This is a genomic window from Rothia sp. 27098_8_161 (assembly GCF_041432905.1).
Classification (GTDB): Bacteria; Actinomycetota; Actinomycetes; order Actinomycetales; family Micrococcaceae; genus Rothia.
The window spans coordinates 22970-40533 of record NZ_JAPWAL010000008.1 but is presented as its reverse complement, the minus strand read 5'-3'; the positions used below and the strand labels follow the sequence as shown (position 1 = coordinate 40533).

General features: G+C 59.6%; 13 protein-coding genes and 1 tRNA gene. All 14 read right to left on the bottom strand.

Annotated elements, in window-relative coordinates:
• Positions 1-76: 76 nt before the first annotated feature.
• Complete coding sequence (locus tag O3648_RS04450; protein WP_279740094.1) at positions 77-1477, bottom strand: glutaminase; 1401 nt, start codon at positions 1475-1477, stop codon at positions 77-79.
• 255 nt (positions 1478-1732) lie between these two features.
• A complete protein-coding gene (locus O3648_RS04445; RefSeq protein WP_371568708.1) occupies positions 1733-2686 on the bottom strand; it encodes a cation diffusion facilitator family transporter in 954 nt (317 codons plus the stop codon).
• 129 nt (positions 2687-2815) lie between these two features.
• Positions 2816-2888, bottom strand: a tRNA-Ala gene (locus tag O3648_RS04440).
• A gap of 210 nt (positions 2889-3098) precedes the next feature.
• Positions 3099-3536 carry a ribosome silencing factor gene (rsfS, locus tag O3648_RS04435; protein WP_279740098.1) on the bottom strand — a complete coding sequence of 146 codons (438 nt, stop codon included), beginning with the start codon at positions 3534-3536 and terminating at the stop codon, positions 3099-3101.
• A gap of 66 nt (positions 3537-3602) precedes the next feature.
• Entirely contained in the window at positions 3603-4658 is a 1056-nt protein-coding gene (locus O3648_RS04430) for a sulfite reductase subunit alpha (protein WP_279790224.1), read from the bottom strand.
• An 11-nt stretch (positions 4659-4669) separates the two neighbouring features.
• On the bottom strand, positions 4670-5311 hold the full coding sequence (gene nadD, locus O3648_RS04425; protein ID WP_279740363.1) for a nicotinate-nucleotide adenylyltransferase: 642 nt from the start codon (positions 5309-5311) through the stop codon (positions 4670-4672).
• A gap of 470 nt (positions 5312-5781) precedes the next feature.
• The gene (obgE, locus tag O3648_RS04420; RefSeq protein WP_279740101.1) at positions 5782-7389 is read right to left on the bottom strand and encodes a GTPase ObgE; all 1608 of its coding nucleotides are present in this window, start codon (positions 7387-7389) and stop codon (positions 5782-5784) included.
• A 198-nt stretch (positions 7390-7587) separates the two neighbouring features.
• On the bottom strand, positions 7588-7845 hold the full coding sequence (gene rpmA, locus O3648_RS04415) for a 50S ribosomal protein L27 (RefSeq protein WP_005505766.1): 258 nt from the start codon (positions 7843-7845) through the stop codon (positions 7588-7590).
• 40 nt (positions 7846-7885) lie between these two features.
• Positions 7886-8197: a 50S ribosomal protein L21 gene (rplU, locus tag O3648_RS04410; RefSeq protein ID WP_005505764.1), complete on the bottom strand. Its 312-nt coding sequence runs from the start codon at positions 8195-8197 to the stop codon at positions 7886-7888.
• Positions 8198-8734: 537 nt separating this feature from the next.
• Positions 8735-12550: an Rne/Rng family ribonuclease gene (locus O3648_RS04405; RefSeq protein ID WP_371568704.1), complete on the bottom strand. Its 3816-nt coding sequence runs from the start codon at positions 12548-12550 to the stop codon at positions 8735-8737.
• A 566-nt stretch (positions 12551-13116) separates the two neighbouring features.
• Positions 13117-13356 carry a nucleoside-diphosphate sugar epimerase gene (locus O3648_RS04400; RefSeq protein ID WP_279790219.1) on the bottom strand — a complete coding sequence of 80 codons (240 nt, stop codon included), beginning with the start codon at positions 13354-13356 and terminating at the stop codon, positions 13117-13119.
• 313 nt (positions 13357-13669) lie between these two features.
• A complete protein-coding gene (locus O3648_RS04395) occupies positions 13670-14332 on the bottom strand; it encodes a vitamin K epoxide reductase family protein (RefSeq protein WP_371568701.1) in 663 nt (220 codons plus the stop codon).
• Between the two features lie 470 nt (positions 14333-14802).
• Positions 14803-15480, bottom strand: coding sequence for a TenA family protein (locus tag O3648_RS04390; protein WP_279754134.1), 678 nt, complete (start codon positions 15478-15480; stop codon positions 14803-14805).
• Positions 15481-15863: 383 nt separating this feature from the next.
• Positions 15864-17534 (bottom strand): folylpolyglutamate synthase/dihydrofolate synthase family protein, encoded by a 1671-nt coding sequence (locus O3648_RS04385; protein WP_371568699.1) that lies wholly within the window; start codon positions 17532-17534, stop codon positions 15864-15866.
• Positions 17535-17564 lie beyond the last annotated feature (30 nt).

Here is a 17564-nt window from a genome sequence, read left to right as displayed (position 1 = left end):
ACGCACCCCGGAAAGGGGACTTCAAACACGCATCCGGCAGTCAGCCGCACAGATACGACCCAGCTCAAAAACACACCTACTCAGATTCTGAAGCTACCGACTGCTGCGCCTCAGCAGGCTCCAGCGCATTCAGCGCCTCTATGGCCGCCGCCTCCGCAGCCTCTTCAGCATCAGCCTCAGCCACACGCTCACTATCCGACTCGGCAGAAGTCACCGCCGCCGGGTTCGTCAGAACCTTCACGCCCATACTACGTAGAGCATCCGTATCAGTAATCGTCTCATCATTATCAATCAGATACACCTTGTACCCGTCATTCCGCAGGCGACGCATCAGCTCCAGGAGCATGCTCTGAGCGACCTCATCCACCGCGTACACGCGAGTAACATCCAGGGCGACCTTCGAACCCTCTAACGGAGATTCCACAATCTCACGAATCACACGCTCCGCACCCGCAAAACGGATACGGCCCTGCAGCTGAATCAGGCGCATAGACTCATCACCCGAACCGACCTGGTAGTTCGCGCGCAACGCCGAACGAGCCACCGTCGGAACGTTCATCACGTGCATGCCCATGTCATCAGAGAACTGCTCAAACAGCTCCACACCACGCACACTGTTACCGTGACCATCCAGGCGCGGCGAGAACGTCGCCACACCCAGCTGACCGGGCACCGCACCAATAATGCCGCCGCCCACGCCGCTCTTAGCCGGAACACCCACCTGGGTCGCCCAGTCGCCCGCAGCGTTATACATACCGCACGTGAACATGACGCTCAGCACCTGACGCACCACGTCCTTAGGGACCACCTGCTCACCCGTCACCGGATGCACACCATAGTTCGCCAAAGTCGCCGCCATCAACGCCAAATCCTTGACCGTCACCATTAGCGAGCACTGGCGGGTGTAACCCTGCACCGCCACGGTCGGGTCACCGGTCAGGATGCCGTGACCGCGCAGCATGTGCGCAATCGCGTAGTTGCGGTGCGCGTGCTCCAGCTCAGACTCATACACGCGCTCATTCACCGACAGGCGGCGGCCTGCAAACGCAGACAGACCAGAAATGACGCGTTCCATGCGCTCGCCCTGAGTCGCACCGGGAGGACCCACCAGCGAATGGGTGGTAATTGCGCCGGCGTTAATCATCGGGTTCAGCGGCTTACCGGAGTCATCTTCCAGGGACAGCTCATTGAACGGCTCGCCGGAAGGCTCCACGCCCACCTTCGCAAGCACGTCATCATAGCCGCGGTCCGCGAGCGCTAGGGCGTACACGAACGGCTTAGAAATCGACTGGATCGTGAACTCCACATCAGAGTCACCGGCGGCGTACTGCTCACCATCAACCATGGCGATGGACGCGGCAAGCTTGTCCGGGTCCACGGCGGCAAGTTCCGGAATGTAGTTTGCCAGCTCACCGGAGGTATCAGAAGCGACCGACTCGAGGGTCTCGGTCAGGTAAGTGGCAATAGGTGAATGCATAGTATTCCGTATCTGCTGCTAATCGTGGTTTTTCTCGTCAACAATTCGAGGATGCGACTGCCGGCTGTGCCATTACAGGCCGGCTAGTGCGGCAATCCCCCACAAGCTGCGAAGCCTGTCAATGTATGCGGGTGAGGAGCACCTTTTGCTCCCTAATGAGTGTATCTTTTGCGTAGTTGAGCTACCAAATATACGGTAGGCACTCCCCTGCCATTTCGGCCCGCAGAAATCATACACGCAGGGTTTTCAGGTGGCTTAGGGGTGGCGAATCGAAGCCGGCTCACGACCACCCAACTCGGCAGTCTCCAACTGGAACGTTGAATGCTCCACCGACACCTCAAAATGGCTCGCCACACATGAACGGATACGGTCCAAAATCGCCACCGCAGACCCGTCACGGAAACACGAATCGGCAACCACCACGTGCGCGGTCACCACCGGCAGGCCGGTCGCCACCATCGAGGCGTGCACATCGTGCACTTCTACAACGCCGTCAACGCGTAGCATGTGCTCACGCATCGCATCCAGGTCCAGGCCGTCCGGGGTGAACTCCATGAGCACCGCAGTCGTCTGCTTCATCAGACGCATCGCACGCGGCACAATCAGCGCCGCAATAAGCAGACCGGCAAGGGCATCCGCCTGATAGAAGCCGGTCAGCCAAATCACGATAGCTGCCACAATCACACCCAACGAACCCAGGGCGTCATTGAGCACCTCCAGGAACGCGGCACGCATATTGAAGTTCGTATTCCTCGCCGTAGCCAGCACCGCAATACCAATAGCGTTCGCGACCAGGCCAACCACACCAAAGATCAGCAGTTCGGTGCCGGGTACCGCCGGCGGGGCGAACAGGCGATGCACGCCCTCCACCGCCGTGTAGATACCCACCGCCAGCAGCAGCACCGACTGTCCGAGAGCGGCAAGCACCTCAATGCGCCGGAAACCCCATGTATGGCGGGACGTCGCGGGCCGGGTCATCAGTGAAGCCGCTGTAAGTGCTACCAGCAGGCCTGAGGCATCCGCCAGGGCGTGCGCCGTATCAGTCAGCAGCGCAAGACTTCCCGTGACCAACGACCCAATCGCCTGAGCCAACACAATAACGACCGCCAAGCTGAACGCAATCAGCAGACGCGGACGCATCGAAGCGGCGTCCTCCGGGCTCGGGGCATGCGAATGGTCGTGCCCATGGTGATGTTTGTGTGCTCCCATGAGTGGCTCCTCAACTACTCACTACACCGTCAGCTCTAAAGAATTGTCGGCTACCAAAACCTACCGGCAGATAGCAAAATCGCCCGATTCACAAGAACCGGGCGAAAAGCTCCTCAACCGAGGAAAACGTGGAGATAAGGGGACTCGAACCCCTGACCCCCTGCATGCCATGCAGATGCGCTACCAGCTGCGCCATATCCCCATATTCTGTTAGTGACCTCAATAAGGCAACATGAATATATTACACACACCACGGAGAACGTTGCAAACCAGCACACCCAAAAATACAAAAAAGTTCCGGAGCAACCGGGCATACAGAAACACCCACAAACACACAGAAAGGGGCGGACCCCGCGGGCACCATACAGCACCAGCAGAGTCCACCCCTCATCAGCTAAAAATAAGCGGAAGCTTACGCCTCATCCTGAGCGGGAATAATGCGTGCAGCATCCTCCTCAGTCTCACCCTCAATGTCGAAGGGAGCCTCGTTCTCAACGCCCAGCTCAATACGCGGAGCCTCAGCCCACAGACGATCCAGAGCGTAGAACTCGCGGTCCTCCTCATGCTGAACGTGCACGACAATGTCGCCGAAGTCCAGCAGAATCCAACGACCCGAGGAACGCCCCTCACGGCGAACCGGCTTCAGGCCTGCCTGCTCACGCAGAGCATCCTCAACCTCATCCGCAACAGCGTTCACGAGGCGCTCATTGTGGGCAGAAACCACCAGGAAGCCATCGATCAGACCCATCGCGTCGGATGCATCCACAGCGAACAGGTTAGTTCCCTGCTTCTCCTCCGCAGCGCGGGCGGCAATGCGCAGAGCCTCAATCGAGGACTGTGCAGCAGTCATATTTTCCTTCCTTGCCAGCAGAACACCCACCGGCAGCACCCGCAACAGGGGTGCATTGTTCACGGCCTACTTAGGGCCAAAAATCATAATCAAACCAACAACGAACAGGGCGAGCAGCAGCACAATCCACAGCCACGCCAGGGAGGTCTTCCGCGCAGGCTGCAGAACCTCTTCACCCTTCTCAACAGCGCTCTCAGAAGCAGACTCTTCCTCAGCTGCCTCCGAAGCCTCAGCAGAAACAGTCGAAGCAGACTTCGGCTCAGCCGGTTCAGACTCTTCATCCTCAGAGTCCTCTTCGGACTCTTCAGCAGTCTCCTCGACCAGTGCCTCTTCGGGATTCTGACGATCCACCATGCGCTGCAACAGCTCCTCAACCTCATCCGGGCTCAGAGCAACAGTCGGGTCGCCGTCCACCGAATCCACGGTGTCACCAGCGGAGGCACTATCCAGCACGCTCAGATCAAGACCCTGCGCGTCCACCGCGCTCACGCGGGTGGGCAGCTCGTCAGCAGATTCTTCAACCTCAGCAACCTCAACGGTCTCTTCCTCAGCGGAAGCAGCCTCGGTGTGCTCAGCCTCAGTGTCAGAACTGTCCATCTTCTCAACCTTCGGCTCATCGCGCACCAGGTACTGGTGCAGCTCAGGCTCGGGTTCCGGCTTCTCCTTCTTGACCACGGCAATGATCGGGATCGAAGAATTCATCGGGTTATCCACCGCGGAGGGGCTGGTCGCATCCACACGGTTCTGCGCGATGTCTTCGGGGCGCAGAACACGCAGGCTAGTGGTCAGAGGAGCAGGCTCGTGCAGCTTCTCCTCATCGTTCGCCTCAGTGTCAATCTTGCCCTGAGCAGCCAGCGCTGCAAAACGACGCTGAACAGCCAGAACCCGCGGGTCGATAGCGTCCGTATGAACCACTGAGCCCATGTTGGCAACAGGCTTCGCGGGCTCACCGCGGCGGCTCGCACGCAGGTACTCGGCAACTTCTTCACGGTAACGGGCAAGACGGCGCGGACCCATCACTTTAGTGGGCGGCGGCACCTCAATACCGTCCTCGGTCACGTACGTCTCGTAGAGGTACGCTTCGTCCTCGCTATAGGGCTTCGAACCCGTAGCTTCACTCATGTGTTCCCTCATTATTCGTCCATTGGGGGTGCCTGCCCAGACTCATCCTTCACGCGGGGCAAGCCGTCACGGTACGCCGTCAAGGCGTCCTTCTTGTACAGGCCGTACTTAGTAATGTACTGCACCACACCATCCGGCACCAGGTACCAGATGGGGGCATCTTCAGCTGCGCGGCGACGAATATCGGTCGAAGAAATCGCCATCGCAGGAATCTTTAGGGTCGTAATATGACGACCCTCTGCCAGCGGCGGATCCAGCTCATGATCGGGGCGGGTCACGCCCACAAAAGTCGCCAAATCCCACAGCTTATGGGCATTGCGCCAGGTCATAATCTGGCTGATCGCGTCCGCACCGGTAATGAAGAACAGGTCAGCATCCGGGCGCAGGGCGCGCAGCTCGTTAAGCGTATCAAAGGTGTAGGTGGCGCCGCCACGGTCAATATCAATACGGCTCACTGTAAAACGCGGATTCGACGCGGTCGCAATCACCGTCATCAGGTAGCGATGCTCAGCATCACTCACATGCCGCTCCCCCACCTTCTGCCAGGGCTGACAGGTCGGAACGAAAACAACCTCATCCAGGTCGAACACGGCGGCAACTTCACTAGCTGCCACCAGGTGTCCGTGGTGAATCGGGTCAAAGGTTCCACCCATCACGCCCAGACGCACCCGGCCGGGAGTGCGCGGGGGAATCGACTCGGTACTCAAAGCACCAAAATCAAGGTGAACAGGCTGGTCAGTCACAAATGCCGTCCTTGCTGGGGACAGAGACCGCGCCAGGGCAACTTAAAGAGCCACCACAGGTGCGGATGCGGGCAGGTATACAGAAGGTACGCAACACCGAAAACGGTGCCCGCGTACATTCCCCTCTATGCTACCTGCTTCCGGTTAAAAAACCCGAAATGACGGGGGTGAGCTAAGCCGCCAGTGGAATACCCAACCAGCATGCCCGACCGCAGGTTCGCCACAGGCTCACCCGCATGTTCCGACACACACATCCAGCGCGAGAAGCAACCGCAGAGAACACAAGAAAGCATCGCGAACACAAGAAAGTGCCGCGCACCGGAGCAAACCCCGATGCACGGCACCATTCACTGTCTATGCAACAGCTAACGCTTCAGCTATTAGTCGTCGACGTTCGGCATGTCGATATTCTCGTCGACCTTGCCTTCCTTCAACTTCTTGCGGTACTCAACCGACTCAGTCCACACGCCTGCAACGCGCTCGGACTCCAGCTCGGCACGAGCCTCCGCCTTCGCGTCCATACGCTCCTTGTACTCCACACGCTTCTGCGCACGAGTCGGGCGAATGAGCTCTTCCAGACGAGCGTCCGTACCACGCGGGGAGGACAGCAGCTCAGCGCCACCGACCATGGTCGGCTCCCAATCGAAAATCACCGAGTTATCGTTCTCGCCAATCACCACGGCATCACCGGCACGAGCACCAGCCTTGAACAGCTCGTCCTCAACACCCAGGCGCGCCAGGCGGTCCGCCAGGTAGCCAACAGCCTCATCATTATTGAAGTCAGTTTGCTGAATCCAACGCTCAGGCTTCTCACCAATCACGCGGAACAGCGGCTCAAGGTTACGCTCCTCGCGGCGAATAATGAACTCCTGCTTTTTCTTACCGCGGAACCCCTTCGGGCGAACCACAGGAGCCTCAACGACTACACGCTCCGCTTCCTTCTCGGCAGCGGCACGAGCCACGCGGTCCTCCTCCACGAGCTTTGCCATCGCAAAAATCAGAGACTTCAGACCCTCATGGGAAGCAGTCGAAATCTCAAAGACCTCGAAGCCCATCTCCTCAAACTCAGGGCGAACAAACTCAGCCAGCTCACGAGCCTCAGGAACGTCAATCTTATTGAGAACCACAATCTGCGGACGCTCATGCAACGGCACGGTCACACCTGCAGTCGGGTCAACCTCGTAGTTTTCCAGCTCGCCGCGAATCACCTCAAAGTCACTGATCGGGTCGCGGCCCGGCTCCAAAGTAGCGCAGTCAATCACATGCACCAGAGCCGAAGAACGCTCCACATGGCGCAGGAAGCGGTGACCCAGACCGCGACCCTCCGAAGCGCCCTCAATCAGACCGGGAACATCCGCGACGGTGTAGCGAACATCGCCCGCCTGCACCACACCCAGGTTCGGGATCAAAGTGGTGAATGGGTAGTCAGCAATCTTCGGACGCGCCGCAGAAATCGCAGCAATCAACGAAGACTTACCCGCCGAGGGATAACCCACCAGAGCCACATCCGCAATGGACTTGAGCTCCAGAACAATATCAGCCTCTTCACCGGGGGTGCCCAACAGAGCAAAACCGGGAGCCTTACGCTTAGCCGAAGCCAACGCAGCGTTACCCAGACCGCCCATACCGCCAGGGGCAGCAACGTACTCATCGCCCACACGCAGCAGGTCAGCTAAAACATTACCCTCGCGGTCCTTCACCACAGTACCCTGCGGCACGGTCAGAATCAGGTCCTCACCGTTAAAGCCGTGGTGCATATCGCCACGACCAATATCGCCATTCGGGGCGTGCTGGTGCGGGCTGTGGTGGTACTCCAGCAGGGTCGTGGTCTGGTTATCCACGCGCAGAATCACCGCGCCGCCATTACCACCGTTACCACCGTTAGGGCCGCCCAGAGGCTTAAACTTTTCACGTCGCACGGAGACGCAGCCGTTACCTCCGCGACCGCCAGATACATGCAAGACCACGCGGTCCACGAATTCTGCCACGGGTTCTCCTTATCTTGGAAAATCTTCACTTCGCCACCGCACGGCACACACCAATCATGTTGCGGATGCGGCGGCAGGCGCGACCGGGTTGGGGTGCGCCTCATCGTGGAGCCCAGCACAGGCGGGCATCCACGGCATTCGAGGTCATAGCGAGAGGGGGTAGACTAACGCCTACCCCCTCTGCCCTAGCGGTGAGTATTACTCAGCTGCTGCCAGGATGTTAACGACCTTGCGGCCCTTGCGGGTACCGAATTCGACGGTGCCTGCTGCCAGAGCAAACAGGGTGTCGTCGCCACCACGGCCAACGTTCAGGCCGGGGTGGAAGTGGGTGCCGCGCTGACGAACGAGAATCTCGCCTGCGTTGACGGACTGGCCGCCGTAGCGCTTAACACCGAGGTACTGGGGGTTCGAGTCACGGCCGTTACGGGTGGAGCTTGCGCCCTTCTTATGTGCCATTCTGTATTCCTACCTTAGGGTTGAATTCCGGTCGTTTCGATTACGCGTTGATAGCGGTAATCTTGACGGTGGTCAGCTCGGCGCGGAAGCCCTGACGCTTCTTGTAACCGGTCTTGTTCTTGTACTTCTGAATAACGATCTTCGGACCGCGCAGGTCCTCAACCTTCTCAGCAACAACCTTGGCGGAAGCCAGGGACTTTGCGTCAGCGGTGACCTTGTCACCGTCGACGAGCAGCAGCACGGGCAGCTCGATGGTGCTACCGGGCTCGCCTGCAACACGGTCAAGGGTAACGAGGTCGCCTACGGAAACCTTCTCCTGGCGGCCGCCAGCGCGTACAATCGCGTATGCCACTATGGGACTCACTTTTCTCGACAACTTTGCTTCTTGAATCTCACACGAATGAGCAGCCTGCGCTTTCATTGCTGTGCGCCCTCCCCCGCCAGTCGAATGACCGCGAACAAGGAGGAACGGCCCGTGCGTTCCGGCGGGATTGCCCGCTGAAGCCAACACGCGAGGCTCACCGGTGGTGTCTCTCTCCCGCACGTTCAAAACTCAGCCGCTTACTCGACCGCGCCGAAGACGATGCGGGTGGGAGCGGTGTCTCCCGCTGGCCCTGCGTCGATAGGGCTTCACTGAGATAAACACCAGTCCTTAAGGATACGGCATGATCTACGTGCCACGCAATAGATAATTTTGCGGAACGCTCGAAGTCGGCACGTGATACTACTCAACCTGCACACGCACCGTACATAAACCACACGCAACCCGTCCGTATCAACAACGCTGAGACAGCCGCCCATAGGCAAGCCCCGGCAAGGTAGATTACTCCACCCCACCGGGGCTCGACATACACACACCATCGTAATTCCGATGATTGGAAGCTAAAGACTAATCGTCCTTACCTTCACGCTTAATGTCGGCAGCGGCCACGCCAATGCCGAACAAGACAGGGGCCGAAGCGTCATTAGACACCGGAGCCACATCCGCAACAGAAGCGGAAGCGACCACGGAACCCTCAGCACGCTCGGAAGCGTCCACGGTCACGACCTGAGCACCGGCACCGGCGCTCGAAGCCGCACGGCGAGTGCGACGCTTACGCGGGGTCAAACCGGGCACCTGAGCTGCAGGCTTCTGGGGGTTCTCAACCGGCGCCTCAACCGCTGCAGGAGCTGCGCCCACCACGCCGGTCACAGCCGGAGCACCAATCACGCCGGTCACAACCGTACGAGACTCAGACTTCTGAACCTTATCAGCCTTCGCGGGTGCCTGCTCAGCTGCCTTCTCGGCGCGCTTCTCATCAGCGGCACGACGAGCACGGCGGCGGGACGCACGCGGAGTCTCGCGAACATCCTCGATGCGCAGGTCCTCACGCTCAACACGCTTGGATTCCTGAGCCTTCTGCTCGCCGGAGGTTGCCTCCGCGCCCTTATGCTCCGAGCGCTTGTGCTCCGAGCGCTTAGCCGCACGGTCCTCACGGCCCGAACGGAACAACTCACCCTCAGCGCGGGCAATACGGCCGGCCTTCTGAGAAGCACGGGCCTTCGCCTCGCCGGCGCGAATCGCCTCAAAACGATCCGACGAACGGGTAAAGCGCGGGTCGAGCTCCGGGTCAACGTGGTGCTCATCCTCCAGAGCACCCGCACCGGAATCCTCTACAGCGGCAATATCTGCATCAGTCAGCTCGCGACGCTTATGGTTACGAGAAGACTTCTTACCGCCACGCTTGGACGAACGACGCTCATCCCAACGGTCCTCAGCAGATTCCTTCGAGGAATCCTCAGCGGACTCCTCCTCCACGCGGTCGAACGCGTTTGCCAGCTGCTCCAGGGAGAAACCGCCCTGCTCACCGATCCAGTTGCCCTCGGTGACCTCCGCGACCTTGTCTTCACGCTGAGCGACCTCCGCGTGAGTCTGCTCGCCGGCAGCCTCGGCAATACCCTGAATCTCCTGCTCAAGCGAAAGCTCAGCGGTCTCCGCGCGGCGTGAACGCTTGCGGCGCTTACGCTTCTTACGGGTCGAAGCAATTTCCTCCGAAACGTCCTCACTCGGAGCGGATGCGGCAGCCACCGCAGCCATAGCATTACGGCGCTCAGCCTTCTTCGACTCCAGAGCGTCCTGCTTCTGCTGGTCACGAGAATCCTCGCGGGCAGCGGCACGGCTACGCTTACGGTCATTACGCTCATGGCGGTGGATATAATCCGACGCGCCACCGTTACGACCGCTCAGCGGCTGATCATGAACCACCAGGCCACGACCGGCGCACTGCTCACAGGGCTCCGAGAAGACCTCAAGCAGACCGGTACCCAGGCGCTTACGGGTCATCTGAACCAGACCCAGCGAAGTCACCTCAGCCACCTGATGCTTGGTACGGTCACGGCCCAGGCACTCAATCAGACGACGCAGAACCAGGTCACGATTCGACTCAAGCACCATGTCAATGAAGTCAATGACGATAATGCCACCAATATCGCGCAGACGCAGCTGACGGACAATCTCCTCAGCAGCTTCCAGGTTGTTCTTGGTGACGGTCTCTTCCAGGTTGCCGCCGCTACCGGTGAACTTACCGGTGTTCACGTCCACCACGGTCATGGCTTCGGTACGGTCAATTACCAGCGAACCACCCGAAGGCAAGTACACCTTACGGTCCAGAGCCTTCGCCAGCTGCTCGTTAATGCGGTAATGATCGAAGAGGTCGTCATCACCATCCCACTGCTGCAGGCGGGACACCAGGTCCGGGGCCACGTAGGTTACGTACGCCTCGATGGAATCCCACGCGTTCTTACCCTGAACAATCATCGCGGTGAAGTCCTCGTTGAAGACGTCACGCACGGTCTTAATCATCAGGTCGGGCTCCTGGTAGAGCATCTCAGGAGCCAGCACCTTGCGGGAGTTAGCCTTCTCCTGAATCTCTTCCCACTGCGCACGCAGACGGTTAATATCATGAGTCAGCTCCTCTTCAGAAGCACCCTCCGCCGCGGTACGAACAATCACGCCAGCACCCTCGGGCAGCTTGTCCTTCAGAATCTTCTTCAGACGAGCACGCTCAGTGTCGGGCAACTTGCGGGAAATACCGGTCATCGAACCACCCGGCACGTACACCAGGAAGCGACCGGGCAGGGAAACCTGGCTGGTCAGGCGGGCACCCTTGTGGCCAATCGGGTCCTTGGTGACCTGCACCAGAACCGAATCGCCGGGCTTCAGGGCGTTCTCAATCTTGCGGGGTGCACCGTCCAGGCCGGTGACATCCCAGTTGACCTCGCCCGCGTACAGCACAGCGTTACGGCCGCGTCCAATGTCAACGAATGCAGCTTCCATGGACGGCAGAACGTTCTGTACCTTACCCAGGTACACGTTACCAATCAGGGAATCCTGCTGGGTCTTGGACACGAAGTGCTCAGCCAGCACGCCATCCTCGAGCACGCCAATCTGGATGCGACCGTCCTTCTGGCGAACCAGCATCTGACGGTCCACGGACTCGCGGCGGGCCAGGAACTCGGCTTCGGTCACGATGTGCCGGCGGCGACCCAGGGAACGGGACTCGCGGCGGCGCACGCGCTTCGCCTCCAGGCGGGTAGAACCACGCACACCGGTCACAGTGTTGGATGCGTGAGAGTCAGCCAGGCGCGGTGCACGCACCTTGGTGACGGTCTCAACCTCATCATCAACTCCGCCCTCAATCTCAATATCTTCGGTACCGCGGCGACGGCGACGGCGACGGTGGCTCGTCACCTCAGCCTCAGCGGCAGCCTCCTCGCGGCGGCGCTCCATGCGCTCCTTACGCTTCTGCTCCTCGGCAGCGGCGCGGCGTGCCTCACGCTCCAGCTTGGCGGCGATAGCGAGATCACTCAGCTCCTCCGGCTCGGGAGCCATGAACAGCGGCATCGCACCCATGGGGGTACGCGAGCGTAGCTCCTGCAGCTTTTCGCGCTGTAGGTCGCTAATGGTCTTTACCGGCTCGGGAGCTACTTCAGACTCCTCAGCTACGGGTTCCTCAGCTGCGGGCTTTTCAGCAGATTCTTCTGCGGCGGGTGCCTCAGAAGTAGCTTCTTCGGTTGCAGATTCCTCCGCAACTACAGCAGTCTCAGCGGGCTGCTCCGCGGCGGGTACAGACACCTCAGCTGCGTTAGCCTCGGCAACTTCCGCCTTCTGAGCGGCAGCCTTCTTCATAGGGCGCTTCTTCTCAGCGACCTTCTCGGTAGCTTCCTCAGCCTTTGTCGGGGTTACGACCTCAACCTTGGCGGTCTCTTCCTTCATCTCAACGGTAGACTCAGCAGGCGCAGCGGCGGGCGTAACAACTTCCTCAACCTTCGCGGTCTTCTCGACAGTCTCGACCTTCGCGGTGTTCTCCACGACAGCAGACTCAGCCGCCTTCTTTTCAGCAACCTCAAACAGGCTATCTAGAGTAGAAGCAACCTCGGCCTCAGACACAGCGGGAGCGGCAACCTTCGGTGCTGGCGCGTGCTTAGCCTTAGCGTTACGCAGGTTAGTCAGGCCAGTAGCAATCGCCTCATCCAGGGGAACCTCAGAAGCCTTCTCCTTCTTCGGGCGACCCGGGCGGCGGCGCTCAGTACCCTGCTGGGCCTCAGAGCTCTCACGAACATTTTTACGCAGAGTTTCACGGGTCTCTGCAGAGGCGTTCTTCTCCTCCGCGAGGGCGTTCAGCGCCTCAAAAACCCCAAGTTCGACGTTCTTCTCGTCAGACATTAATCTTCTTTCGTTACACCCTGCTCCGCACCGCAAGGATTTTAATAGCGCGCATACAGCGCAAAGCCTAGTTGCTGTCACCGCGGCTCAAGCTTCACCTTACAGTGCACATTCATTGGCGCTACCGGGCACTATCTCGTTCAGTGCTTCTGCCGTAAGGGGCGAGCGGGCGGAACGCAGAGCGCGCCGCGACGGTCACAGCCACCTCGCTCTCGAGCACGGCACGCTCACACCCTTCCTGGGTGTTCTGCCGGTCTTCGGGTTTCTTCGCCGTGGCGGGCGGCTCGCGCGGTGCGACAGTTATGCTCCGCGGCTTATAGCCGGCGCTCTTCGGGTACTCTCCCTCGATGCGTTGGTGGGGATCTTTATGCGCGTGCGGGGCGCACAAGACACCGCGTTCCATTATACCCGGTAGAGTGTGCTTCTAAGCCACCCTACCCTTCGTATCCGGGCTCCACTTTCGGGCAGGATGCGTGGGACAGATTATGGCGGTCATCTAGCGGGCACAGCAAAGCCGGGCGTGCCACTACGCACCACCCGGCTTCAAAAAACTTTGAGAGGAGGGGCTAGTCCAGACCCAGCTCCGCATCACGCGCCTCACGAACCTGCTGAGCAAGCTTCGGGTCGGTCGGCAGATACTCCGGACCGGAACCGGTCGCAAACGGAACACCCAGAATAAAAACAAACGGAGAAACCACCAGCAGAATTACCCACAGCAGCGAGAAGTGACCGGCGGTCAGCAACAGCAGGGCAGTCAGAAAAATAACGGCAGCAGCGCCCATTGCGGCAATTCCGGCAGTCTTCACGGTTCTCCTCGAAGGGGTATCAAGAATCTAGTCTCCAGCAGAACGGCAGGCAGTCAACGTCGCAGGTGAACCCCGCGGACGGCTCCGTCCGATGCCGTTCAAGAATATACCTGACCATTATACGCACCCACTCCGCCTCCCCGCTGGTCGCCACCGGCCCCTCCCCTCCCCACTACCCGGCGTAACCAGACCGGGCCCCCAACCCTGCACAGCCTCACCCGCCCGCAGACACAGTAACGCCCCGGCACCAACAAGTACCGGGGCGTTGCATGTTCGGGGTATCGGCCCTCAAACCAAGTTCAGAGATGAACGCTTAGCGCATCATATTCATAATGACCTCAAAGAAGCGGATCACAATAATGCCGAAAATCAGGATCAGCCACAGGCTAACCGCAAACCAGGACCAGCCGCGAGCGCTCTCACACATCGACTGCGACGCCGGAATAACACCCGCCGAAATATTGCGGACCGTGGTCTTCACAAAAAGCATGATGGTCATAATCCACACGATCATACAGAACAGGCACAGAGCGTTAATCTGGAAGGTCGTCTGGTACCACAGCCACATAGTGAACGCGGTCGCTGCAGCCAAACCAATGTTCATGCACCCCCAGAACCACTTCTTGAACTGTGCACCCGCCATCATCGCGGCGCCGATAGTCACCACAATCGAGAAGCCCACCATACCAATGAACGGGTTCGGGAAGCCGAAAGCTTCCGCCTGCGGCGAGCGCATCACCGTGCCGCAGCTGAGCAGGGCGTTGATATCGCAGACCGTTGAGTGGCCGGCATCAATGTAAATCTGCAGGCGCTCATACACCAGAATCGCTGAAGAAATGAGTGCAATCAGGCCAGCACCAACCAGCCAGAATCCGAGCTGTCGGTCTGAGTAGCTGCCCGGGGTTCCCGTGTGCCCGTGTTGCGCTTCTTTTTCAGCGTGGGTGGGCTCGGTAGTACTCGATGCGGCAGTACTCATACGACTCCTTTAGATAGTGTTTTACGGTGGTACGTTCACGGCAGTACCGTCTTAGCTCTGCCAGAAAAATTGGGGTGTTCGGGCGCCTGGCAATCTTCAAGCCGAGAGGCACAGGGAGGGTTCGCTAGGTTCCTCTAGGAGGTTCCTGAAAGGCGCGCCCCCCCGCTTGTCAGGAGGTATTCACCGACGCGGCATAGCCAGCACCCCGGAAGCAGTACTCCATTTATCCTAGCCTCTCACATTGCTAAATAGCACGCCATTAGCTTTTACATTTCCCATATGACGCCTCACATCATGCAAATAGGCGCGTTTTTGTGACGTACCTTAAACCCAGAAAACCCCGGAAGGAGCCCGCAACGTAGCGGCGGGCGGAACCTTTCGGGGCATGGTGCGCATGTTTTCTAGGGCATTCGCCTCATCAACGCGCGGCAGCTCCCACGGCAACTACCGTGGAGCGCACAGACGGCACGTTAGGGCAGCGGGTGGGTGTACGACTCATCAAAGAACAGCTGCTCCAGCTCCACCGCGCGGCTAAAGAACTCACGGGCACGCTGCGCATCCGAGGGGCCCACACGGTCCAGTTCGCTGCGCAGGAAATCAACCAGCTCACGGAACTCCGGGTAGTCGTGCAGGGTAATCCACTCGTGGTGCACAAAAGAATCGGGGCGCTTGGTGGGAGCCTTTGACGCCCAATCCAGGTACAGGCCCTCGCAAACCACCAGCACCGATAGAATCGCCGCGTAGCTGCCGCTTGCCGCAGCGTCCAGGAAGAGACGCTTAAAGCCGGTGGTCGCCTCTGTATCGGGTATGGATTCACGCTGATGCTCGGTCACGCCCAGAGTCTCAAAACAACGCAGGAAGTAGGTGTTCTCATCACCGGCAATTTCACCAGCAAACTGCGCCAACCGCAAGCGCCCAGAGAGAGTGTCAGCATTGGCGATTGCGCCACCAATCAGGGCGAGGAAGGTATCGAGGAAGCGGTAGTCCTGCACCAGGTACCCCGCCATAACCTGCGGGGCAATCGTGCCCTCAAAAAGTTCAGTCACAAAGCGGTGATTCGTGGCAGAAAGCCAGGTATCAATGTTCTCCTGGCGCAACGTTTCAGTGAACGAATCAGTTCCATTCACATCAGCAAAGGGCGCGGACATAAGAGTTGCCTTTCGAGATAATGCATACCGTCGCTGGTATACGCATATATGCGGGTTTATTGGTGCAGCCTCAGACAATGGGGCCGGTGCCTCAGTGAATATAGCACCGGGATACCACGGTGTGCCCGGTTTTGTACCCCCGGCACCCGAAAATTTTCGTTCTTTTCGTTTTTGGGGTGGATGAGGGCTCTTAGGTTTCAGGCATGAAGCTACTCTTTTTCTCCCAAATACAAAACGGGCCCCAAAAACAGCACACAAAAAAGGCAGGGCGCAATTCCTCTAGCCGGTCAATACTAGCTCAGCAGCCAAAAGAACCAGCTCAGCCAGTAAAACCAGCCAGAGAACGGCACCCCGCCTCATGTCGATGACCTCAACAGGTCAATTTAGTGATCCGCCTCGTCCTCGGAATCATCACCACCGAAGAAATCATCGGTGTACGAGTCACCCAGCGGCAGACCCAGCGAATCCTCCAGTGAAGAACCCGGCGCAGACTCGCCACCCAACTCAGCCATGATGCCGTCCAGCAGCTCATCCGACTCAGCAGAGGCTGCCGCAGCCGCCGCGGCAGCCAGAGTCGAAGCCGACGCCGCGCCCGCAGAACCCGCATAAGCGCCCTCGGCACCCAGCTCATCCGGCAGCTCCTCAGCCTCAGCGCCGGGGGTCTTCGCCTCCTCATGCGCCGCCAGCAGGGTACGTGCCTCACCAATCACCGTAATCGAACCGGTAATCAGCACACCCGCCGACTCCTGCTCAAAGAGGGCGTTCTCCATGGCGGTGGCAATCGCCTCATCCAAGTGTTCAAACACCTCGATCGAGTCTTCATCCAGTCCCGCATCCAATGCCAGCTCGTGCAGACGCTCCGGTGCAATCGCACGCGGCGAATCCGACGCCGCCAAGTACAGGCGGAAAGTGCCATCAGAAGCATCCACGTACTCTTCGCGCATGGTCTCGAACATACCCAGAGCGTCCTTCTCGCCCAAAATTCCGACCACGGAATGCAGATGCGACAGCTTGAACGCCTCAGTCAGCGCAGCCGCGGAAGCACGCACACCGTGCGGGTTGTGGCCCGCATCCAGGATGGTCAACGGCTCGGTGCGCACAACCTCCAGACGGCCCGGCGAACGCACCGTCTCCAACGCGGTACGGACCACGTCCTCGGGCAGCTGACGCCGACCGCCGAAGAACGCCTCCACAGCGGCGAGAGCCACCACGGCGTTCTGCGCCTGATGCGCACCGTGCAGGGATAGCGGCACATCCGGGTACTCGCCAGCCAGGCCGCGCAGGGTCAGCAGCTGACCGCCGACCGCAAGCTCACGGGAGACAATGCCGAACTCCACCCCCTCGAAGGCGAAGGATGCTTCCTTCTCCCGGGCAGAGGCGAGCAGCACATCCGCCGCTTCCGGGTCCTGGGCGGCAGAAACTAGGAAGCCACCGGGCTTGATAATGCCAGACTTTTCAGTTGCAATCTCGGCGAGGGTTTCACCGAGCATATCGGTGTGGTCCAGGCCGATCGGGGTGACCACAGAAACCACGCCGTCGGCAACGTTTGTGGAGTCCCAGGTACCGCCGATACCGACTTCAAGCACCACCACGTCCACCGGCTCGTCCGCGAAAATCGCGAAGGCAAGCACGGTAATGGACTCGAAGAAAGTCAGGGCGGGCTCGCCGCGGGAGGTCATCTCCGCGTCCACAATCTGCAGGTAGGGGGCAATTTCATCCCAAATGCGCACGAAGGTGGCATCCGGTACGGGCGCGCCGTTAATGCAGATACGTTCGGTGACGCTTTCGAGGTGCGGACTGGTAAAGCGGCCCACGCGCAGGTCGTGGCCGAGCAACAGGGCCTCAATCATGCGGGCGGTGCTGGTCTTGCCGTTCGTGCCGGTGATGTGGATGACCGGCGCGGCACGGTGCACGTCGCCGAGGATTTCGACGGCGCGCGCCACGGCGTCCAGGCGCGGCGCCATCTTGTTTTCGGGTGCTCGCGCCAGCAGTTCACCGTAGACCCGCTCCACGCCCTCGGGGTCGGGAATTGCGGGGTAATTCTTCTCGCTCATTGTTCTCCTCACTGGGATAGCCGGTCGGTG